At 63.7% G+C, this 22,926-nt stretch carries 11 protein-coding genes; 2 read left to right on the forward strand and 9 right to left on the reverse strand.

Translation table 11 applies throughout. The annotated features are described in order from the left end of the window. Positions 1-16 precede the first annotated feature (16 nt). A complete protein-coding gene (locus tag C8K58_RS15865; protein ID WP_027604631.1) occupies positions 17-757 on the forward strand; it encodes a pilus assembly protein in 741 nt (246 codons plus the stop codon). Here C8K58_RS15865 and C8K58_RS15870 read toward each other — a convergent pair. Next, complete coding sequence (locus tag C8K58_RS15870) at positions 754-3,864, reverse strand: transglycosylase domain-containing protein (protein WP_108573916.1); 3,111 nt, start codon at positions 3,862-3,864, stop codon at positions 754-756. The two genes, C8K58_RS15865 and C8K58_RS15870, sit on opposite strands and share 4 nt — an antisense overlap. A 457-nt stretch (positions 3,865-4,321) precedes the next feature. On the opposite strand from C8K58_RS15870, the gene C8K58_RS15875 reads away from it, so the two are divergent. Beyond that, entirely contained in the window at positions 4,322-5,740 is a 1,419-nt protein-coding gene (locus C8K58_RS15875) for an amino acid permease (protein WP_092356291.1), read from the forward strand. A 50-nt stretch (positions 5,741-5,790) separates the two neighbouring features. Here C8K58_RS15875 and C8K58_RS15880 read toward each other — a convergent pair whose 3' ends face one another. The 8 genes from C8K58_RS15880 to C8K58_RS15915 all read right to left on the reverse strand — a co-directional run bounded on the left by C8K58_RS15880 (position 5,791) and on the right by C8K58_RS15915 (position 22,925). Further along, a complete protein-coding gene (locus C8K58_RS15880) occupies positions 5,791-12,279 on the reverse strand; it encodes an NEL-type E3 ubiquitin ligase domain-containing protein (protein WP_108573917.1) in 6,489 nt (2,162 codons plus the stop codon). 66 nt (positions 12,280-12,345) lie between these two features. Next, positions 12,346-13,479 (reverse strand): OpgC family protein, encoded by a 1,134-nt coding sequence (locus C8K58_RS15885; RefSeq protein ID WP_092356297.1) that lies wholly within the window; start codon positions 13,477-13,479, stop codon positions 12,346-12,348. A gap of 132 nt (positions 13,480-13,611) precedes the next feature. Further along, complete coding sequence (locus C8K58_RS15890) at positions 13,612-13,908, reverse strand: cupin domain-containing protein (RefSeq protein ID WP_027604626.1); 297 nt, start codon at positions 13,906-13,908, stop codon at positions 13,612-13,614. Positions 13,909-13,972: 64 nt separating this feature from the next. Beyond that, positions 13,973-15,592 (reverse strand): FMN-binding glutamate synthase family protein, encoded by a 1,620-nt coding sequence (locus tag C8K58_RS15895; RefSeq protein WP_065938672.1) that lies wholly within the window; start codon positions 15,590-15,592, stop codon positions 13,973-13,975. Between the two features lie 81 nt (positions 15,593-15,673). Further along, complete coding sequence (locus C8K58_RS15900; RefSeq protein ID WP_108573918.1) at positions 15,674-17,938, reverse strand: glycoside hydrolase family 3 N-terminal domain-containing protein; 2,265 nt, start codon at positions 17,936-17,938, stop codon at positions 15,674-15,676. Continuing rightward, on the reverse strand, positions 17,935-19,515 hold the full coding sequence (locus C8K58_RS15905; RefSeq protein ID WP_256592526.1) for a glucan biosynthesis protein: 1,581 nt from the start codon (positions 19,513-19,515) through the stop codon (positions 17,935-17,937). Before C8K58_RS15905 ends, C8K58_RS15900 begins: the two co-directional genes overlap by 4 nt. 219 nt (positions 19,516-19,734) lie before the next feature. After that, positions 19,735-21,114 carry an ATP-binding protein gene (locus C8K58_RS15910; RefSeq protein ID WP_027604624.1) on the reverse strand — a complete coding sequence of 460 codons (1,380 nt, stop codon included), beginning with the start codon at positions 21,112-21,114 and terminating at the stop codon, positions 19,735-19,737. Beyond that, a complete protein-coding gene (locus C8K58_RS15915) occupies positions 21,111-22,925 on the reverse strand; it encodes a DAHL domain-containing protein (protein ID WP_027604623.1) in 1,815 nt (604 codons plus the stop codon). Before C8K58_RS15915 ends, C8K58_RS15910 begins: the two co-directional genes overlap by 4 nt. Position 22,926 lies beyond the last annotated feature (1 nt).

A 22,926-nucleotide genomic window follows, 5' to 3' on the forward strand; every position in this document is an offset into this window, starting at 1 on the left:
GGGCAGAGGAGTGGTTATGAAGGCTTTATATGCAATGCTGGGTTTGATGCTGTGTTCACTCAATGCCCAGGCCGGGCCGAACATCAACGTCGGTGACTTCTACGATTATTTGCGCGGCGATAAAAGCACCTACCTCAAGCGGGTATTCAACGGCGGCACCAAGACGGCCTTCGTCAAGGTCAATGTCACCGAGATGCTCTACAAGCCCGACGGCAGCTACGACGAGGTGCCGCTCAAGCTCGAAGCCGATGGCAGCGTGCGCAACGGCCTGGTGGCCAGCCCGGCGCGCCTGATCGTGCCGGCGGACGGCATGCAGAGCACGCGCTTTGTGTTTATCGGCGATCGCGAGCGCGAGCGCTACTTCCGGGTACGCTACCTGCCGGTCGCGCCCGAGACCGAAGACGGCTTTGGCCTCAGCGACGAAGAGCGCAAAGCCTACGAAGAGACCTTGGTGGGAGGCGTGCAGGTGATGGCCGGCTACGGCACGGTGTTCTTCGTGCGGCCCAAGGACAGCCGCTTCGACACCCGGGTCGAAAACGGCGGGCAGCGTTACACCTTGCGCAATGCCGGCAACACCGTGGTGGTGGTGGATGAGTTCAAGGATTGCGCGGCAAAGGACCGTACATCCTGCGCCCCGACCACCAAGAACCATATCTTCCCTGGCCGGGTGTTCAGCTTTGAAAAACAGCCCGGGCGGACGTATCGGTTCTATCTGGTGGAGGGCACCTCCGAACGCATCATCGAAATCAACGGTTAGTCTGTTGAGGTCACGGCACGAGGCGGGTTGCACAGGGTATGGCCGCCCGGTTGCAGGTACGGCATCAGCACCGGTGCCATGCCCTTGAGCACCTGCACCGGCAGCGCCGAGGTAAAGGTGAAATTCTGCGCGCCGCTGCCGGGCACGAAGGCCGTCAGCGTGCCGAAATGCCGGTCGCCGATATAGAACACAAAGGTCGCGGTACGGTTGATCGCCTTGGAGCTGAGGATGCGCCCACCGGCGCCGATGGCTTCGATGCGATTGTCCCCGGTGCCGGTCTTGCCGCCCATGGCCAGCGGTGTGCCGTCGGGCAGCTTGAAGCTGCCCGACACGCGTTTGGCCGTGCCCGCATCCACCACCTGGGACAACGCGCCGCGCAAGGCGGTGGCGACTTCGCTGGGCATCACCCGCTTGCCTTTGTCGGGGTTGTTCACCAGGCGGGTTTCATAGGGGGTGTCGACGGCAAAGTGCAGGCTGTCGATGCGCAGCGTCGGCTCGCGTACGCCGTCGTTGAGGATCGTGCCCACCAGTTCCGCCAGCGCCGCCGGGCGGTCCCCCGAGCTGCCGATGGCCGTGGCCAGGGACGGCACCAGGTGGTCGAACGGGTAGCCCACCGCCTGCCAGCGCTGGTGAATATCCAGGAACGCCTCGACCTCCAGCATGGTGCGGATACGACTGTCGCGGGCGCTCTTGTGGCGGCTCTTGAACAGCCAGCCATAGACTTCCTGGCGCTCATGCTCGCTGGCGGCGACGGCCTGGGTGAAGGTGGCGTCGGGGTGGTTCAACAGGTAGCCGAGCAGCCACAGGTCCAGGGGGTGGACCTTGGCGATATAGCCTTGGTCCGGCAGGTCGTAGGCACCGGGCCCGTAGTCGTTGTAGAGCCTGGCCAGGCGTTCGTCGGTCAGTTTTTCTGCGGCCTTGCTGCCGGTCAGGTGGGAGCGCACGAAGCTGTTGAAGCTCGCCTGGCTGGCCTGGGGCAACAGGTAGCGGTGCACGGCGGCCAGGCGGATGGCGGTGGGGTGCAGGCTGTCGAGAAAGGTGGCGAGCCGCGCCTGGGTGTCCTTGTTGCGGTACTTTTTCCAGAAGCGCAGCAGGAAGGTCGTGCCTTCGCGGTCGGCGAACTGGGCCAGGTATTCCTGGCGCCGTGGGTTGCTGTCGTCCTTGAGCAACTCGGCACTGTTGTTGTCTGCGTGATAGGTGCTGTAGCGCACCAGGTCACGCATCAGGCGAATAAATGGCAGGTTGATCGACTCACGCAGGGCGTCGCGCAACGTCGGGTTGCGGCCGTTGTCTTCATTGCGAAAGTTATGGAAGCGATGCAGGCCGCCGCCGGTAAAGAAGCTCTCGCCGGGGTTGGCGGAATACGACCGGTCGAGGGCGGCCTCGAGCATCTTCGACAGGCTCTTGTCGCTGTTTTGCGCCAGGTAGTCCACGGCCCAGCGCGACAGGCGATCCTGCTCATCGATATCGACTTTTTTCAGTGCAGCCGGTGTCTGGTCGGCGTAGCGCTGGTGCAGTTCGCTGATGATTTGCAGGTAGGTGGTGAGCACCCGCAGCTTGGCGGTGGAGCCCAGTTCCAGCTTGCTGCTCTCGTTGATATCGAACGGCTGGTCGGTGTTGTCGGTCTGCACCCGGACCCGCGCGCCGTCGCCGGTCATCTCGTACAGCGTGAAGCTGTAGCGCACCTGGGCGGTGCTGGCGGGCGTCAGCAGGCGCGGGCCGAGCAGGCCGAGTTGCCCGGCGAAGGCCGGATCGGCCAGGTGCTTGAGGTAGGCCGTGGCCTGGGTTTGCAGCTCATTGTGCAAGGTGCTGGTGGCGGACAGGTCGAGGCGATCCAGGTCATACAGCGGGCGGTTGAGCAGGGCGGCCAGGCGGCTGCGGGCCATGCTGATGCCTTTGTTGGTGTCAATCGCTTGGAGCGTCGGCTGTTGCTGCCAGTCGCGGTAACTTACTTTGCTGGCCAGGGCGGCCCTTGCCAGGGCAGGGTCGATGATCCCGTCCTGCTCCAGCAGGCGGAGGTGGCTGTCGGTCAGGTTCGAAAGTTCCGCGTGGCCTTTGGACAGGTAATGGGAAGGCCGGCGCTGGGCAATCATCAACGACAACACTTCGCGCAGGGCCAGGCCCTTTTGCGCGAGGTCCTGCGGGCTGGCGTCGGCGAGCAACGCGTTGGTGCGGTCGAAGTCGGCGCCGTACCACACACGCAACCCTTCGGCCATGCCATGCACTTCGCCGTGACCGGGCACGGCGGACAACGGCACGCTGTTGAGGTAGTCGCGCACGATGTCCTGGCGCGCCTGCAAGGTCTGCGGGCCATCCCGATAGGCGCGCACGCTGGCGGAAAACATCTGGCGCAGTTTCTCGCCGCCGGACAGCGTCAGCCCGTCAGGGGAGTGGCGGTATTTTTCCAGCTGGGTGGCCAGGGTACTGCCGCCGGCGGTCTGCCCGGGCAAGTGCAACAGCTTGGCCACTTGCGACCACGCCGCCCTGGCGAAGCGCGGCCAGTCCACCGCCGGGTTGGCCTGGGGCTGGGCCGGGTCGAGCAAGTCGCGGTTCTCGATGAACAGCAGGCTGTTGACCACCACCGGCGGGATCGCGTCGAAACGCTGGTAGGACTGCTGTGGGTAGGTGAACCGGTACAACGGCTCGGCGCGGCAATCGCTGATCGACAGGCCGGCCTGGATTTTCTCCCCATAAGGCACGAACAGGCCGCGCTCGGCATAGGTCATCAGGGGCGTGGAGAAGCGCACCTGGCTCTGGACCAGATAGTTGCGCTTGAGCAGGCGCGGCAGGAATTCATCCAGGTCGCTGTAGCCCAGGCGTTTGTCGAAAGGCCCGTCACCGGGATAGACCACGGCATCGCTGGGGCCGGGTTCGAGCCGGTAGTTCAGGGTGGCGGCCAGGCGGCTCAGTTCCCGGGCCTGCCAATGGGACGTGCGCATTTCGCGCTGGGCGGCGAACCCTGCGGCGATCAGGCCGATCACCAGCAACAGCCACGCCATTCGCCACCGGTACAGCCGTTTGCGGGAGCGTCGTGGCAATGGCTGTTCGTCCATGCTGTCGGTGGGGGCCGCAGCCTTGGTTGAATCGGTTTGCCATAAAGCGCCCATAGTCGATTGATCCATCCCGGCAGATTGATCGGACTTGATTCAAGCGTAGACGCTGATGGGCACCGCCGAGAAATTTGTCGGCGTGCGGGCGACCCCGTGCAACCCCTGGCGATTCATCGCGGCGAAATCAGCCTGCCCATGGCCCGCACGTGGTTCTTCGACGTGCCGATGTGGGCGCCGCCAGGGTCAGTACGCAGGGCAATGGGCTTAAGCCGCGCACCATTGCCGTGCGATACTCCCACCGCGCAATCGGAGTTCTCCGGGAGTTCCCGCTGAATATTGCCGTTTATAGAGTGAAAATCACTGGGTTGAGCTTTTTATACTGCACCCCCCTGATCTGGCCCGGCCAGACCGGTTGACCCATAAGGTTCACCGGAGACGGCATGCCATGGCTGACCCGCCGTGGCGTGCCGGACTCGGAGGCTCATATCCAATAACAAGACGAGGTTGTATCCCTATGCCAGTCGGCAACCACCTGCCCCATGGCGAGACCGCTTCGGGCGGCCCGCTCAAACGCGAACTGGGCGAACGGCATATCCGCCTGATGGCGCTCGGCGCCTGTATCGGTGTCGGCCTGTTCCTCGGCTCGGCCAAGGCCATCGAAATGGCCGGCCCGGCCATCATGCTGTCCTACATCATCGGTGGCCTGGCCATCCTGGTGATCATGCGCGCCCTCGGCGAAATGGCCGTGCACAACCCGGTCGCCGGCTCGTTCAGCCGCTATGCCCAGGACTACCTCGGCCCGTTGGCGGGCTTCCTGACCGGCTGGAACTATTGGTTCCTGTGGCTGGTGACCTGCGTGGCGGAGATCACTGCGGTGGCGGTGTACATGGGCGTGTGGTTCCCCGATACGCCGCGCTGGATCTGGGCCCTGGCAGCCCTGATCAGCATGGGCACCATCAACCTGATCGCGGTGAAGGCCTTCGGTGAGTTCGAATTCTGGTTCGCGCTGATCAAGATCGTCACCATCATTGCCATGGTGATCGGCGGCGTCGGCATCATTGCCTTCGGCTTCGGCAACGACGGCGTAGCCCTGGGCATTTCCAACCTGTGGAGCCACGGCGGCTTCATGCCCAATGGCGTCCAGGGCGTGTTGATGTCCCTGCAAATGGTGATGTTCGCCTACCTGGGCGTGGAGATGATCGGCCTCACCGCCGGTGAAGCGAAGAACCCGCAGAAGACCATTCCCCGCGCCATCGGCTCGGTGTTCTGGCGCATCCTGCTGTTCTACGTGGGCGCGTTGTTCGTGATCCTGTCGATCTACCCGTGGAATGAAATCGGCACCCAGGGCAGCCCGTTCGTGATGACCTTCGAGCGCCTGGGCATCAAGACCGCCGCCGGCATCATCAACTTCGTGGTGATCACTGCGGCACTGTCGTCGTGCAACGGCGGCATCTTCAGCACCGGGCGCATGCTCTACAGCCTGGCGCAGAACGGCCAGGCACCGGCCGCGTTCGGTACCACCTCGAGCAACGGCGTACCGCGCAAGGCGCTGCTGTTGTCGATCTTCGCCTTGCTGCTGGGCGTGTTGCTCAACTACCTGGTGCCGGAGAAAGTCTTCGTCTGGGTCACGTCCATCGCCACCTTCGGTGCGATCTGGACGTGGGTCATGATCCTGCTGGCCCAGCTCAAGTTCCGCAGGAGCCTGAGCCCGGCCGAACAGAAAGCCCTCAAGTACCGCATGTGGCTGTACCCGGTCAGTTCGTACCTGGCCCTGGCGTTCCTGGTGCTGGTGGTGGGCCTGATGGCGTACTTCCCGGATACCCGCGTGGCACTGTATGTGGGGCCGGCGTTCCTGGTGCTGCTGACCGTGTTGTTCTACGTGTTCAAGCTGCAGCCGACCCCGGTCGTCCAGGGTTCACAGCCATCGGCGTGATCCCTTGAGCGCGGGCCGGCTTGTGTTACGACAGGTCGGCCCGCACGGTCTCAGACCCGCTGCAACGTGCGTTGCGTGCCCTCGGTCAACTGCCGCACCAGGCGGTTGTGTTCGTTGGCTTCCTCGTCGACCAGTTGTTGGCGACGCTCCAGGTATTCATCCGAACGCCTGTCCGATAATTCCTGATCGAGCACGCTAACTTTGTAGGTGATGGTGTCCTTGACGGTGAAAAACGCCTCCGGCTCGCTGCTGGCCAGGTACTCGACCCAGAACTCGGTGGCCAGGATCGCCTCCTGCAACGCCGGTGACTGGCCGAGCCTGCGCAGGGTCCGGCGCGCCTCGTCGATGACTGCCGGTGTCACATAGTCATCCACGCTGTACAGCAGCTCCAGTGGATAAAACGGCAAGTTGAATTCCCGCGCCAGTTTACTGCGCAGGTAGATGGTCACCTCGGCGGGGTCGGCGTCCAGGTCGGCCCGTTCGCGCGCCAGCACGAACTGGTCGGCAAAGTGGTCGAGCTGATTGAGGTAGAAACAACTCTTGGCCAGTTCCAGCAAGGCCCGGTCGGCCAGGTAGCTCCTGGGTTGCAGCTTGGCCTGGTGGATACGGTGATGCAGTTCCATGTTGGTAAAGGCCAGCAGCACGCTGTCGCCGCAATTGCCTGAGCCGTAGGTATTGAGGCAGATCGTGTTGCGCAGTTGCGTCGACTCGCCCATCGCCATCAGCAGGCTCCAGACCCGCTCGGTCAGCCGCGTTCTTGAGGTGTTGCTGCGGTAGGCGTGGGTCCTCTTCAGGTCGCGCAGGACCCGGAACACATCATCGGCACTTGCTGTTTCATTCGCCTTCAGTTGCTCCCACAGTTGTCGGCGGGCCGCCACGTCCTGCGCCGCGACGCCGGTCAGCCAGGTATCGAAGTCATTCGGCGCCACGGGGGCATGGGCCGGTGTGCGCAGTTGACCGCCCAGGCGGATACCCGTGGCGATACGGTAGGCGTCGATGCTTGCCAGGGTCTCGGCGGACAGCGGGTTTTCGTGCAGCAGGGTATTGCGATTGGCCATTTGCAACCAGGGGTTGCTGAAGACTTCGTCGGGAATGGTGCTGATCCCGTTGGACTGCAAGTGCAGCTCGGTCAGCACCGGCAGCGCGCTGGCGCCGATGGGCCATTGGGTGATCCCGGTGTTGGCCAGGCGCAGGGTATTGAGCTGCGGCATCCGGCTGACATCCGGGGTGAGGGTCAGGTCCGGGTTGTCGTTCAGGTCGAGTTTCTGCAGGTTGACCATAGTGGCCAGGCGCTGTACCGACTCTTCGGTCAAGCGCAGGTCGTTGTCGTTCAAGTCCAGGTGGGTGAGCCAGGTCATGTCGGTGATCGCGCTGGGCAAGTCGGTGAGGCGACAGTCGATACGCAGGGCCTTGAGCTGGGTGAATTTGCCCAGGAACTCTGCCCCCGTGGCGGGGAAGGCGTTCCCGGAAATCCGCAGGTACTCGATGTGGCTGAAGCCGCTGGTGCCGGTCAGGAACGAGCCGGGCGGCAGGCCTTCGTCGTCCAGCTGCAACTCCAGTGACGGTACGTTGAACAGGCCGGCGATATAGAACGTCGCGTTTTCGCGCCGCCATGCGCCCCGCAGTTGGTAGGCGATATGGCGACGTCGGCCACGGTTCATGCCCAGCGGGTCATTGAGTTCGTTGTCGGCCGGCAGCAGGGTTTCGCTCCAGCGTGACAGTTCCACATCCATGGCCTGGTACTCGGCCTGGCGGCGCTCCAGCTCGATGAGTTTTTCCGGGTCGGTCATGTTCAGGGACTGGAGCATCCGCCGTGCATCGTCATTGTTGAAGTGCGGGTAAAGCTCCTGGACCTTGGCCACCAGATCCGGCGGCCGTGGGCCGCGAAACGGCCAGATACGCTGCCAGAACGGATACACCAGGAACGAACGATCCACCCCCATGGCCGGTTGCATCCAGGGTTGCAGATGGGGGATATCCAGCAGGCCCTTGATTTCCACGCGGCGTGCGAAGGCCAGTTCGGCCAGTTGGGTGCGAAGTTGGGCGATACCGCTTTCGCTGTCCACCTCGAGCAAGGCCTGCTCGTCGGCGGACAAGCTGCTGAGAATCACCCGCAGCAATCGGTTCGAGGGCTGGCCCAGCTGCTCGCCCTGCGGGGTGTAGGCCTGGTAACCGCGATTGGTCCTGGCCACGGTCCGGCGCGAGGAGCCCTGCCGATGGCCGGCGGTTTCCAGCAGGCGCCCCTGATTGTCCCGTTCACGCACATCGATGCGCAGGGTCTTCGGCCAGGCGGGCAGGTTGTGCAGCAGGTACAGGGTGATCCGGTCACTGTCGGCGTTGGCGCAGGCATCCACATACAGGCCTTCGAACGCCCGGTTCAAGCGTAACTCGTGGCCGCTCAGGCGCGCCTGTTCGGCCAGGCGCAGGCTCAGGCGGTCATGTTCATGCAGCTGTTTGAGCTCGCGCTTGGAGGCCTGGCCGAGAATCGCCTTGACCGTGCTGGTGGACAGGTCCGGGTGCTTGGTCTTGAAGCGGCGCTCCGGCTCGCTGCCCGCAGTCTCGCTGCGCATGTACAAGGAGTCGAGGATTTGCGAGCGCTCGCGGTCGGTGTATCCAACGATCCGGGTGATCAGCTGGAACAGGCGCTGTTCCTCGGTCTGCGGCAGCGTGCCGAGCAGCGCCCGGGTCAGGTCATCGTCAGCGATGAATTTTTCCAGCAGCCCGGCCGACTCGAGGTCTTTATCGGTGGCGCTCACCACCTTGGCATCGGTCCGATGACGGGCGGGGTATCTGAGCGGGGCATCCCGGTCGACAATCTCCAGCACGTGGCTGTCGGGCCAGCCGGGCAGGCTGGAGACCACCAGCAGTTGCAGGTTCGGGTCTGGAGCGGTGGCGGAATTATTGGGGAGCTCATACATCGCTTCGATGAAGTGGTTGATTTCCTGATCGATGCGCAAGCGCTTGCAGGTATCGGCCAACAACGGTGGCGACGCCCGACCGCTGCGGTGTATCTGGCGCAGCACGTGGGGCGGGGTGTCGGTCAGGGCGAGAATGCTGCGGGCGGTGTCCTGGGGGAATGTGTAATGGTCGCCCCCGAGGCGATAGAGCAGGCTGTGGTCGTCCCAGCCCATGGGGTTCTCGCTGGACAGGCGCCACGCGCCCTCGCCGTTGTGCTCCAGGGTCGGGGTGTCGACACCGATCTTCTGCGGGTGTTTGAGCCGCCACTTGAACAGCCGTTTGTCATAGACGATCCGGTACCAGGAACCGAACAGCGGCAGATAGTGGTCGCCGGCGAGAGGGAAAATACCCTCGGCATCCGGCCGCAGGCTGGTCGGCAGCGCCAGGGTGTGCTCGTACTGGGCCAGCGAACCGTCGGCCAGCCTGACGAAGCCTTCCGGGCCGCGCTGGTTGCTCATGTAGTCGCCCAGGGTGATGCGCAGGCCCCTGGCGTCGGTGGCACTGCGCATGCCCAATTGTTGCCGCTCATGGGGTTGCAGTACCGAACCGATGGCCAGGTAGAAACTGTCCACCGCCGGCGTCACCGCAATCGTGCCGGCATTGCGCATGTCATAGGCTTCATAGACGCCCTCGCCGTAGTGACGCAGCTCCACGGTGAGGTCCTCGGGGCCGCTGGAGCGATAGGGTTTGGCGATGCGTCCCGCGACCACTTCGGTGATGAGGAAATCGCGCTTGAGGCTTCGGCGTATCAACGCCGAGGCGAACTCCCGCGCCCATTGATCGGCATCGTTGTTGAACTGGCGCGGGTGGTACAGCGCATCGATTGCAGCGTCGATGCGCAGGGCGGTGCGGTGGTTGTCCAACAGTTCGGCAAAGGCCGTGGGCAGCCCGCCTTCACGCAGATAGGCCTGCTGCTGGCGCGGGGTGAGGGGATGCTGCGCCAGCAGGCGCTCCAGCAAGGCCGGTGACAGCGGGCTGTTGAGGTCGCGCAGTTTTTTCAGCAGCGGCGTAACCGCCACCAAGGGCATCGACGCCTTGACCGGCAGGAAACGCCGCACATTGGCGGGCGGCAATAGCTCATGTTTTTCATAGCCGGCGTAGTTCACCAGGGCCGCGAACAGGGCCAGGCGTTCGCGCCGCGCCAGGGCGGCGACGTCGCGCCGTACTGCCAGGATCCGCTGTTCGAGCGTGGCGTCGAGTTGATCCGTGAGCCCCAGCAGCGAGGTGCTCGGTTGCAGGCTGATGACCAGGCCCAGCAAGGGGTCGGCCCGGTAAGGCGGCAGGCCGCCGTCGCCTTCGGCCTGGTAGCGGTGGTCGGCGCCGCGCACGAGGGTGATCGTTGTCGGGCGCGGCACCGTCGGCTCGGTCTTGCCGAAGGTTTCGATCACGCTGCGTTGCGGGTCGTTGATGCTCAGCAAGGTGGCGGTGGGCCAATCGGGCAGTTGGGTCAGCAGGCATAACACCACGCTGTCGCCATAGGGGGGCAGATAGCCGGCTTCATGAAAGCGGTTGATGATGTGCTCGATCACCTGGTCGGCTTGCAGGCGGCGCACGCCTTCGATCAGGTTCAACGGGGCCGGTTCGCCGCGCCACACGTCCTCCAGGGTGGCGCGGGAGGTGGCTGTGCTGCGCAGCATCCGCTCCAGGTCGGCTCGCGCGATCAGCGATGAGCCATCGGGCAGCATCTGTTGCAGCAACTGGGCATCCGACAGGGCCTGGGTGTTGTGCAGGTCGAAGGTCCAGGCTTGCAGCGCCGGGTTGAAGACAATCGGTGGCTTATAGGGGCTGCTGCCGTTCTTGAGGACGTAGCGCTGGGTGGCCTGGTCGTGGGCGACCTCGGCCACCAGGGTCTGGCTGTCATGGTGCAGCTTGACGTATTGCTGGCCTTGCACGGTGAACACGCACAGGGCGTCGGCGCGTTGACCCTCGAGCAGGTACTGCTGGCGATGGGCGTAGGGACGTGCGTCGGGTTTCCACAGCTCTTCCACCCCGTCGGGACGCGTGACTTTGCGCGGGTTGCCCAGCCGTTGCAGGTGCCCGAGCATGCGCTGGCGATGGGCGCTGCCGGCGACGCTGATCAAGCGGCCGCTGATGGCCAGGTCGGCGACATCGCTGAGGGTCGAGGCGAAGCTGCTGGCCTCGCCCTTGACCGCTTCATTCAGGCCCACGCTGACGCTGTAGGTCATGCTGCCCAGCACGGCCAGCTGCATCACCCGGTTCATCCCCGTGACCCCGCCGGGCAAGGGCGTGAGCAGCACTTGCAAGACTTCGGCGGCAACGGCGGCGGTGGCGTCCTGGACCGCCTGCCAGTCGGCTTCGGAACGGCTGTTGGCCAGGGTGTCGAGGTCGGCCTGGCAGCGTTGGATCTGCCGGTAAGTCAAGGCTTGCACCAGGGTTACGGCGGGGCCGGCGTGCGGGTCGGTGGAGAAGCGAATGTCGTTGAGGGTGCGCTCCGGGAAGGCCGCGTGAAAGCCATCGTAAAGCCGCTCGGCCAGCCAGCTCATGCCCTCGGGGCGGGGTTGCCGGGTCAGCAACGACTGGAACACCGACAACCCCACCAGGGGCAGTTGCCGGGAAAACCAGCCCAGGTCGCCTTGCTGGTGGCTGTCCAGCAGCTGCTGGCGAAAATCCACCTCTGCCGCGCGCGCATCGCTGTGGTAACGCAGCGCGCCGCCGGGGCGGAACGGAAAATAGGACAGCACCCCGAGGCTGGCGACTCTGATCAGCAGCAGCGGTACGGGAATGGCACTCTCCCAGGTGACGAAGGGCACGGCGATGACAGGGGTGACGCCCGAGGTCAGACTCAGGCGGTCGACCGGCAGTTGCGACCCGCTGCCGTCGATCGATGCGGTGAGGCTGTCATACATCTCGCGGGTCAGGCCGTTGCGGGCGCGGTTGCGCCAGGCGTCAAGCACATCGAACTGCAGCAGTGCCAGCGCCGCCTCGCCCATCAAGCGGCGCAGCGTGCCGTTTTCATCGAGGCTGGCCTTGATCTTCACCTGCAACTGATGGCCCAGGTCCAGTTCGCGGGCAATGGCGATGAATGCCTGCGCCGTGAGGCTGCGATCGTCACCGGGCCCGACCACACGGCTGGCGTCCACCAGGCTGTAGCCGGAGTCCTGGCGGACCGAGGCGGTGAAGCCGAAATTCAGGCAGGCGGCCTCCCACAGCGAGAGGCTTTTGATGTGTTCGATAAAGCGCAGATCCTTGTCGGAGCGCCGCGGTACCCGCACGTGACTGCCCGGCTGCCGGTCCCAGGGCAGCGGTTGCTCGATCTTTTCCAGGTAGGTGGTTTCGAAGCGATACTGCTCCGGATCGCGCCCTCCGATCCGGTCGCGCAACTGCGCCAGGCCATCTGCCTTGAAGCTGCGGACCACCCGTTCCTTTTCGGCTTCAACCGCCGCCATGGCCGCCAGGGCGCTGCGTTGCAGGCGCAGGAAACGGTTTTTTTCCTCGGCGTCCAGCCCTTCAAGGGCTTGCAGGATATTGCGCTGGATCAGCTCCAGCGCCTGTTGCTGGGCCCAGGTGGTGCTCGATTGCAGATTGCCGGACAGGCCGTTGAGTAATTGATGAGTCGGCATGCGCTCTACCTTTCACGATAAGTGGAAGGCAGATGGAAGCATCACGCATACCGGCGCTGGGGCTATCTATTTAAAGGCCGGCGCCTCGCCGCGCAGGGCTAGGTCCAGGCGCTTGTTGAACTCCAGCCACGCCGCCAGCCCGGCCATCAGCGCCAGCCCCAGCAATGCACTGAAAACCTGCATCGGCCAGGCATCCTCGACCTGGGCGTTGAGCATGTCCGCCAGCGGTGCCAGCAGCACGCCGAGGCAGAACACCTCCAGGGAGTAGCGGCCCATGCGGCAGCTTTGTTGCGCCCACCAGGTTTGCGTCCAGCCGCGACCCGGCAACAGCTTGGCGGTGACATAGGCCAGGGCCAGGAAGTGCAGCAGGCGCAGCGGCGACAGGTCGGTCTTGCTGATGGGGTAGATCAGGTCGCTGAGCCACGACGGCATCAACGCGTCATGCACCTCGGGCCAGCGCCATGACAGGGTCAGCACACACGCCACCACGGTGTACACCGCCGCCGCCATGAACAACGGCTGGCGCTTGAGTGGGCGTTGTTCCGGCGGTCGCCCTTGACTGGCCTGCAGTGCCGCCGCGCCACCGAGGATAAACAGGAACTGCCAGGTCACCGGGTTGAAGTACCACACGCCGTCGGCAATCGCCCGCAGGTTCCAGCCCATCCACGGCGCCAGCAGATACACCGCCGCCGACGCGGCCACCACCAGCCAGGTGCTGCGCAGCAGCAGCGGCAACACCAGCGGCAACCCCGCCAGCAGCACGATATACAGCGGCAGCGGGTCCATCAGGTTGGGTTTGAAGCGTAGCAGCAGCTCGTCGGTTAGGGCCTGTTGCGGGTGGGTGACGAAGTGCGTCAGGCCCATCTCTTCGACCAGGTCGCGGGTTTCCACATGGCTGTTGGCGAAGAACACGATGCCCATCAGCATCGCCAGCAAAAAGATATGCACCACGTACAACACCCAGGCGCGACGCAGGATTTTCAGCGAGGCAATCCAGTAGCCGTCGCGTTGCAGGATCTTGCCGTAGGCCAGCACCGCGGCGTAACCGGCGAGGAATACGAAGACCTCGGCCGCATCGCTGAAACCAAAATTGCGCAGGGTGATCTGGCCGAGAGGATTGTGGGGGACGTGATCCCAGAAAATGAAGATCAACGCCAGGCCCCGAAAAAAATCGATGCGTGGGTCGCGTCCGTTCAGCATGGCAGCGGGCTCTTGAACAAAAGGTTTAGTAATGACCGGCGAGCGCGCAGGTTGTCGTACGCCGCACGTCGGGCGGGCGCAGGTTGGCGGTATTTGTAAGCAATTGCAAAGGTTGGGTATTACTGAATGTCTCTAGACGTCAATGATCACCAGGGTGCCCTGGCTACCTGGAAGTACGGCATGAGCGGTGCCCGCTTCCACGAGGTACATCTGGCCGGTCTCTACGTGGATCTCTTCATCAGCGATGCTCAGGCGCAAATGGCCGCTGATCACCAGTAGCCCTTCGTTGTAGTCGTGCACTTCTGCTTCGTAAGCCTGCTCATCCATGCGCAGCATCTTGATCCGCGCCGGGCCGACCTGGCCCAGGCGTATCGATTTCCAGCTGTCAGGCAGTTGCCCGGCGAGTGCAGCGAAGTCCAGTAACGGCATGTGAATCTCCTTGTTTCTACGATGCCGTCGGTGGTCCGGTTCAGCAGGAAAGGGTGGTTGCAGGTTATGCAGCTACCACCTCATGGGGCTCAAAACTGTCCGCCCGCGCCATCTGCCACATGCGCGAATAGAACTCGCCATTCACTTCGCCGGTGAGCAACTCGCCAGGCTTGAGGAATACATGCAACTGCGAGAACAGCTTGATCTCGGTGGCCGACATGCGTCGTACCAGATGCTTGGCCGACAGCTGCGACGGATGATCCAGGCCTGCCGCCGCGAGCATCTCGGCCAGGGCCTTGAGGGTGTTGCGGTGGAAGTTGAATACGCGCTGGGCCTTGTCCGGTACCACCAGGGCACGTTGGCGCAATGGGTCCTGGGTGGCGACGCCGGTCGGGCACTTATTGGTGTGGCAGCTCTGGGACTGGATGCAACCGATGGCGAACATGAAGCCGCGCGCCGAATTGGCCCAGTCCGCGCCGATGGCCAGCACGCTGGCGATGTCGAAGGCGCTGACGATCTTGCCGCTGGCACCGAGCTTGATCTTGTCGCGCAGGTTCAGGCCCACCAGGGTGTTGTGCACGAACAGCAGGCCTTCGCGTAGCGGCACGCCGATATGGTCGGTGAACTCCACGGGCGCGGCGCCGGTGCCGCCTTCCTTGCCGTCGACGACGATAAAGTCCGGGAGGATGCCGGTTTCGAGCATGGCTTTGGCAATGCCCATGAACTCCCACGGGTGGCCCAGGCAGAACTTGAAGCCCACCGGCTTGCCGCCGGACAGTTCACGCAATTGGGCGATGAATTGCATCAACTCGATAGGGGTGGAGAACGCGCTGTGACGCGACGGCGAGATGCAGTCTTCGCCCATCAGGATCCCGCGGGTTTCGGCAATCTCTTGAGTCACCTTGTGCTTGGGCAGGATGCCGCCGTGGCCGGGTTTGGCGCCCTGGCTCATCTTGATTTCGATCATGCGCACCTGCGGGTTCTGCGCCTGCGCGGCAAAGCGCTCCGGATCGAAGCGGCCGTCGCTGGTGCGGCAGCCGAAGTAGCCGCTGCCCAGTTCCCAGGTCAGGTCGCCGCCGTTTTCGCGGTGATAGGGGCTGATGCTGCCTTCGCCGGTGTCATGGGCAAAATTGCCGAGCTTGGCGCCCTGGTTGAGCGCGCGGATCGCATTGGCGCTCAACGAGCCAAAGCTCATCGCCGAGATATTGAACACCGACGCCGAATACGGCTGGGTGCATTGCGGGCCGCCGACCATCACGCGAAAGGCGCTGGGGTCGCTCAGGGGCGCGGGGCGCATGGAGTGGCCGATAAATTCGAAACCCAGCTGGTACACATCGATCAGGGTGCCGAAGGGTTTGTCGGCGGTTTCGTTCTTGGCCCGCGAGTACACCAGGGATCGTTGCGAGCGCGAGAAGGGCAGGGCGTCGCTGTCGGACTCCAGCAGGTACTGGCGGATTTCCGGGCGGATGGCTTCCACCAGGTAACGGATATTGCCCAGGATCGGGTAGTTGCGGCGTACGGCGTGGGGGCTTTGCAACAGGTCGAAAATACCGATCAGGCTCAACACGCCGGTGACCAGGGTGATGGGCCACAGCCATTCGTGTTGGATAAAGGGCAGGCTGGCGAGGGTGAAAATGACGCACACGGCAAAGAAGGCGTAGCGGCTTAGCAAGGACAGGCTCATACGGTTTCCTTGGGTTCGGACTCTCAGGTCGATCCGGCATTCTGCGCCAGTAACGAAACGCCAGACAACCTGCAGGTGGACTCAGTTTGATCCCGGTGATGGGACGGACTGGCCCGAAATAGACAAGGCGCGGCCATCGGTCAGTTCAAACCGGGCCTGGTTTTCGGTGGTCGAATCTGCCCCGACGAAGACGGTGAACGTGCCGGCCTCAATCACCGGCGAAAAGTTGCTGTCCAGCAGGGCAAAGTCCGCCTGGTCAAGGGTGAAGGTCAAGTCCCGAGCCTCGCCGGGCGCCAGTTGCACTTTGCGGAAACCGCGTAATTGGCGAACCGGGCGGGTCACGCTGGCGACGTCATCGCGCAGGTACAACTGCACGATGTCTTCGCCTGGGCGCGCTCCGGTATTGGTGACGGTGACCTTTACAGCTAGCACTTGGGTGGACGCCAGCCGCTGTGTGCTGAGCCGCGGTGCGGAGTAACTGAACGAGGTATAGCTCAGGCCGAAGCCGAAGGGATACAGCGGCGTCCAGTGTTCATCGATATAGCCGGAGGTATACCTTTCATCGCCGCTGGGCGGACGCCCGGTGCTTTTGTGCGCGTAGTAGAGGGGGATCTGCCCCACGTTGCGGGGGAACGTGATCGGCAGTTTGCCGCTGGGGTTGACGTCACCGAACAGGATATCGGCCACGGCATGGCCCATCTCACTGCCCAGGAACCAGGTTTCCAGCAGCGCCGGCGCCTGGCGCACGTTCTGCGAGAGCACCAGCGGGCGGCCATTCATCAACAGGATGACCACGGGTTTGCCGCTGTCCAGCAGGGCACGCAACAGCGCCTCCTGGGCACCCGGCAGGCCCAGGTCCGCGCGACTGCGGGCTTCGCCGCTCTGATCGGCGCGCTCGCCGAGCACGGCGACCACTACCTCGGCGCGGCGGGCGGCCTGCCGGACCTCGTTGAGGTTCTGCGTCTCGGTGCTGATGGGCGAAGCGCCGGGCAGGTAAACCACCTCGGTGCCAGGCGCGACGGCACGGCGTATGCCCTGCAAGACCGTGATCGAATCTTGGGGATGAGCCGCCAAGGCCCAGGGGCCGAGCGTGGCCTCGGCGTCCGTGGCCAGGCTGCCGACCACCAGCATGTTGCGCAGGTGCTTGGGCAGCGGCAGCAGGGCGTCGGTGTTTTTCAACAATACGATGGACTTCTGCGCGGCCTCGCGTGCCAGTGCCCGGTGCTGCGGGGTCAGGACATTGGCCCGCTGCCGCGCCTCGTCGCTGTAGCGGTAGGGATCGTCAAGCAGTCCCAGGCGCTGCTTGGCCTGGAGTACACGGCGCACCGCATTATCCACGGCGGTCAGGGAAACCTGGCCAGTGCGCACCAGGGTGGGCAGGTATTGGCGGTACGTCTGGCTGACCATGTCGATGTCCACGCCGGCGTTGAACGCCAGCCGTGCCCGGTCGGTCGGACCGCCGGCGATGCCGTGCTGGCTCAGCTCCCAGAGGGCGTTGAAGTCACTGACAATGAGGCCACGGAACCGCCACTGATTGCGCAGCACACCGGTCAACAGCGCGGTGTTGCTGTGCAGGGGCGTCCCGGCCAGTTCGTTGAACGAGGGCATGATCCCATCGACGCCAGCCGCCACGGCCGCCTGGAAAGGTGGCAAGTACACCTCCCGCAAGGTGCGTTCCGACACGTCGGCGACGTTGTAGTCGCGCCCGCCTTCTGCCGCGCCGTAGGTCACGAAGTGTTTCGCGGTCGCCAGCATAAATGACGGGTCGGCAGGCCCGGCACCGTGGAACCCCCGCACCTTGGCGCTGGCCAGCGCTGCGCCCAGGAATGGATCTTCGCCGGTGCTTTCCACCACACGGCCCCAGCGCGGGTCGCGGGCAATGTCGACCATGGGCGCGAAGGTCCAGTGTATGCCGCTGGCCGTCGCTTCAACGGCCGCCGCGCGAGCGGTCCGTTGTGCCAGGTCAACGTCCCAGGCCGCAGCTTCTGCCAACGGCACGGGAAATACGGTGCGAAACCCGTGGATCACATCAAAGGCAAACAACAACGGTATAGGCAGGCGCGAACGGGTGACGGCGTGTTCCTGTAACCGGCGGGTCTGTTCGACGCCGTAGGCGCCAAGGACCGAGCCCACGGTGCTCATGGGCCGTTGCGCCAGCTCGCCTGGGTCAATGACCGGGCCGGTAGGTGTGTCCTGGACGCCGAGCTGGCTGAGTTGATCGACTTTTTCTTCCAGCGTCATCTGCTGCAACAAGGCCTCTACCGGGTCCTGCTCGCCGGCCTGGAGAGCGTTGCCGCTGGCATTGAGGGCCAGGCAGAGCAGCGCCCATTGACCGCCGAGCCTCATGGACTATTGCCGGTGTCAGCCGTTGAAGGGGTACCGATTGCCGTCGATTCCGAATGGAAGGGGTGGTACTGATACAGCCAGGTCTCTGACAGCGGCTGGCCGTCCAGGCGTAGGAACAGGCGCAATTCCACCGGGTCCTTGCCGTCGACGCTCAGGTCGAACTGTGCCCGCCAATGGCCGGCGACGCCGTCCGGCACCGCTTCGGTAAAGACCCGGCTGAGCGCGCCCCTGGAGCCACTGATCACGGCCTCGGGCTTGACCCCCGATGCGAGTTTTTCCAAGGGGGCGCCCTGGAATTCCACCACGAATTTACGTACCCCCAGCGGGCGCGGCTCGCCCGGTGAGCCGCCTTTGCCCAGGCGAGTGGCCACGCACACCGCCAGTGGCGAAACGTAGGGCTCCCGGGCCAGCCAGTGCAGGCGATACCGCAGCGCATAACGGTTGCCCGCTTCCGCCGGGGCCGAGGGCACCCACATTGCGACGATGTTGTCGTGGATCTCGTCGTCGGTGCCGTTTTCCATCAGTTGCACGCTGCCTTCGCCCCAATCGCCCAATGGCTCGACCCACAGGCTGGGGCGCCGCTGGTAATTCACGCCATCGAGGTAGTGGTCGAAATCACGGTCGCGCTGTAACAGGCCGAAGCCCTTCGGTTGCCGGTCGCCGAACGCCGAAACCAGGGTGCGTGGCGGGTTGTTCAAGGGCCGCCAGATACGTTCTCCGTTGCCGGTCCACAGCGCCAGGCCGTCACTGTCGTGGACCTCGGGGCGCCAGTCGGCGGCGGTGCGCTTGGCGGTTTCACTGAACCAGAACATCGAGGTCAGCGGCGCAATGCCCAGCCGGCCGACGTTCTTGCGCAGGAAAAACGTGCAGTCGATGTCCATGACCACGCCCTGTGTGCGGTGGATCACGAAACGGTAGGCGCCGCAGATACTGGGGCCGTCGAGCCGCGCGTAGAGGGTCATGGCGTTTGTGTGCTGGTTCTTTGGCGGCTCGAACCAGATATGGGTGAAGTCGGGGAATTCTTCGGCCTTGCCGGCTTGTGCCACATCCAGAGCAATCGCCCGTGCCGACAGGCCGTACTGGTACAACTTGCCGATGGCCCGGAAGTACGACGCGCCAAGAAAGGCCACCCAGTCGTTTTGTTGCCACGCCAGCCTGGCCTGGTCGCCCAGGCGGCTTTCCTGGATACGAAAGCCGGCGAACCCGCTGTTACGGGGCAGGGCATGGGCCGGGCTGTCGCCCGGCATATCAAAGTGCGCCGGGTCGTAGACGATCTCGCGGGCGATGCCGTTGTCCAGCACATACAGCCTGACGGGCGTGCGAAAAAACGACCCCAGGTGAAAGAATGTCACAGGGAACTTGCCGGGGCCTTTGGCGAACAGGGCGTGCTCGGGTTTGAAGCGGATCTGGCCATGGGCGGCGTAGTCGAGTCGCGCCAGCAGCGCGGCCGATGCGGTGCTGGGGTAGGTGTAGGGTTTCAAGGCATCGGCCTGTGCCTGTTCGATCAAGCCTTCGAAGGAAAAAGTACTGGCCGGGTCGGCTGTATCGGCCGCCAGGGCGCCCCTGCCCAGTGGCATGAGCAAGGCGCCCAGTGACGAGTATGTGAGGAACTCGCGGCGCGTAGACATGGTGTCCTTTCCTTCGACGATGAGAGCCCAGGCCTCACGTTCAGCACGCCACCGGCACGCCACCGGCATGCAATCGTGTTGCTTGTGTGGAGTCTCGAGTCGGGAAAAGGGTCTGTCTACTGTCAGAAGTAACAGGTTGCGCAGGGGCGGATGATTCGGCGGCGTGTCCTACGCCGCCGTCTGCCGAATCGGTAATACCACGCGAAACTTCGTGCCCTTGCCCAGTTCGCTGCTGACAGAGATATCGCCATGGTGTTTCTTGATGATGCCGTAGGAGAGTGACAGCCCTAAGCCAGTGCCTTCGCCCACCGGCTTGGTGGTGAAAAACGGGTCGAAGATTTTCTGCACCGCCTCGGGGGCAATCCCACAGCCGTTGTCCGCCACTTCCAGCCACACGTTCTCGCCTTCCACACCGTTGCTGATGGTGATGATGCCGCGCTCCGGCCCCATGGCCTGCGCCGCATTGATCACCAGGTTCATCACCACCTGGTTGAGCTGGGAGGCCAGGCATTCGATCTCTGGCAGCGGTGCGTAGTGCTTGACCACATCGGCCTTGTACTTGAGTTCGCTGGCAACGATGTTCAGCGTCGAATCGATGCCCTGTTGCAGGTTTGCGAATTGCCAGGTCTGGTCGTTGTCCACCCGCGAGAAGTTTTTCAGGTCCTTGACGATCTGCACCACGCGGCCGATGCCCTCCTTGGACTCGTGGATCAACACCGGAATGTCTTCCTGTAGAAACTCCAGTTCCAGGCGGGTGCGCAAGGCCTTGAGCTGCTCGTGCTGTTCACCCGTGGCGAGGCTTTCTTCGGCCTGCCGGTAAGCCTCCAGCATCTGTTGCAACTGGGTGAAGTAGCCGTCGAGGGTGCTGAGGTTGGACGAGATAAAGCCTACCGGGTTATTGATCTCATGGGCCACGCCCGCAGCGAGTTGCCCCAGGGAGGCGAGTTTTTCCGACTGCACCAGCTGGCTTTCCAGGTGCTTGCGCTCTTCGATTTCCAGCTGCAGCGCGTGGGTGCGTTGTTCCACCAGCCGTTCCAGATGAGTGGTTTGCAGGGTGGCGCGACGGGCCATGTCCCATTTATTGGCCAGGGTGTTGGCCATCTGTTGGACTTCGATGTTATCGAACGGTTTTTTCAGGATCAGCAAGCGATCATGGCCTTGCAGGCGGTCGAGCAGGTCCTCCCAGGAATAGTCCGAGTAGGCGGTGCACACCACCACTTGCAGGTCGGGGGCGACTTTCCAGAGCTCTTCTATGGTCCTCGCGCCGTCCCAGCCCTGGGGCATGCGCATGTCGACAAACGCCAGGGCATAGGGCTGCTGGTGCGCCATGGCGGTGATGAGCAACTGCAGGCCTTCTTCGCCGCCGTAGGCCGAGTGCAGGTCGAAAGGGGGGGCCGTGGGTTTGCTGGTTTCGCCGAACAGTGCCGACTCCATGTCATCCAGCTCCTGGTTGGATTCAGTGGGCGGCATCAGGATCTTGCGGAAATCCTCATGAATCGACGGTGTGTCATCAATCAACAGGATGCGCCGGTTGGGAGGCTGGTTCATACGAGGCTTCCGGCAGGAATGAGGGGGATCGTCAGGGTGAATAGCGCGCCCAGGCCCGGCCCGTCGCTGTGGGCGCTGAGGTGGCCGTCCATTTCGACGGCGGCCAGGGCGCAGCTGTGCAGCCCGAAACCGTGGCCTTCCTTGCGGGTGGTAAAACCGTGGGTAAATATCCGGGTCATGTTCTCGGCCGGTATGCCTTCGCCTTCGTCCTTCACGCTGATCTGCAACCTGTTGTCCTCCAGCGACTGGACCGTAAGGGTCATCTGCCGTGGCCGGTCGGTGAGGTTGGACATGGCGTACTTGGCGTTGCTGATCAGGTTGACCATGATCAGCAGCAAGCGGTGTTTGTCCCCGAGGACTTCCGGCACCTGCCCGTAGTGCTTGACCACTGTGACATTGTGCCGGCTCAGGGCCCCCGCGTTCATGCGCAGGGCGTCTTCCATCAAGGTGCTGATCTGCACCGGCTCCTTGAGCGAGGGCGCGCCCGCATAGGATTGTTGGGTGGAGACAATGTCCTTGATATGGTCCACGCTTTTGCTCAATTGCCCCAGTTCCTCGATCAGGCCTTGTTGCTCGACGGCAATGGCGTCCACCAACTGGTTCAAGTAGCCGGGCAGCAACTTGCCCTTCTCATCTTCGGTGATAAAAGTGCCCAGGTCGCCCTGGCGTTCGTTGATCAACTGCATGGCCTTGCCCAGGCCCATTGCCTTGCTGCTGCGCAGTTTGCGGGTGACCAGGTCGGCGGAGATGTTCACGCTGTTAAGCACATTGCCGACGTTGTGCAGCACGTTGGTGGCGATCTCCGCCATGCCGGCCTGGCGCGCGCTGTCCATCAGCTCGCTCTGGGCATCCTTGAGCTGTCGGGTACGTCGTTCCACACGCTGTTCCAGGGTTTCGTTCACCGCCTGCAAGGCGCGGTTGACGCGGTTGATCTCGGCGAAACTACGCAGCAGGCGAACCGTCAGGAACAGCAGCAGGGCCACCAGCAGGGTCGAGAACACCAGCAGGTAACGGTGGTATTGCTGCTCGACCAGGTCGAGGGCCTGTTGGTCCTGGTTGAGGTGGGTGGTCAGGTCATCCAGGCGTTCGGCTACCGGAATGGCGGCGATCTGTTCGAGCAACGTGTTCACCACCGGCTGCTCGCGCAGGATCAGTTCGATGTGATTGCTCAGGATCTCCACCGGGCCGCGGAATTCGCTGGGCAGCAGTTCCTGGTTGACGGCCAGCTTGCCCAGGCCGACGAGAATGTCGGCGGCGCGCTCGTCGCTGGTGACCTGGGCGAATTCAAGGCTGCTGAGCAGCAAGTCGTAGGTGTCGGTGGCCACGCTTTGCAGTTGCGGTTTTGTATCGTCGTTCACCTGGTTGAACTGCGCCTGGATATCGTCTTCGGCAGTCGGCAGGAAGGCCAGGGAATTGCGCAATACCGCGTTATGGGACTTGAACTGGTCGACGCGCCGGGCCTTTTCCTGGATGGCCGCCTGATAAGCCTGTTGGCTGGCTTGCCAGGCGGGCAGGTCTTGCGGGCTGTGGTACGAGTCGCGTGCTTCCAGTTCGGCCCACAACCGGGTCATTTCCGTCAGGGGCGTCACCAGGGGGTCGTAGTTGTGGGTGATGGCTATCCTGGCCTTGAGGACTTCGCTGTCCCACTGGGCATTGAGTTGCTGCAACTGCCGGATCAGGTCCCGGGAGTGGGTGTAGGAAGACGCCTGGTCGCTGGACGACTTGATGTACAGAAAAATCAGGGTCGAGGCCAGCAACAGGGTGATCAACCCCAAGGCCAACTGGCTGGTGCGGCGGCGAGAAAGGGTCATG

It is taken from the genome of Pseudomonas sp. GV047 (genome assembly GCF_003058245.1).
Lineage (GTDB): Bacteria > Pseudomonadota > Gammaproteobacteria > Pseudomonadales > Pseudomonadaceae > Aquipseudomonas > Aquipseudomonas marginalis.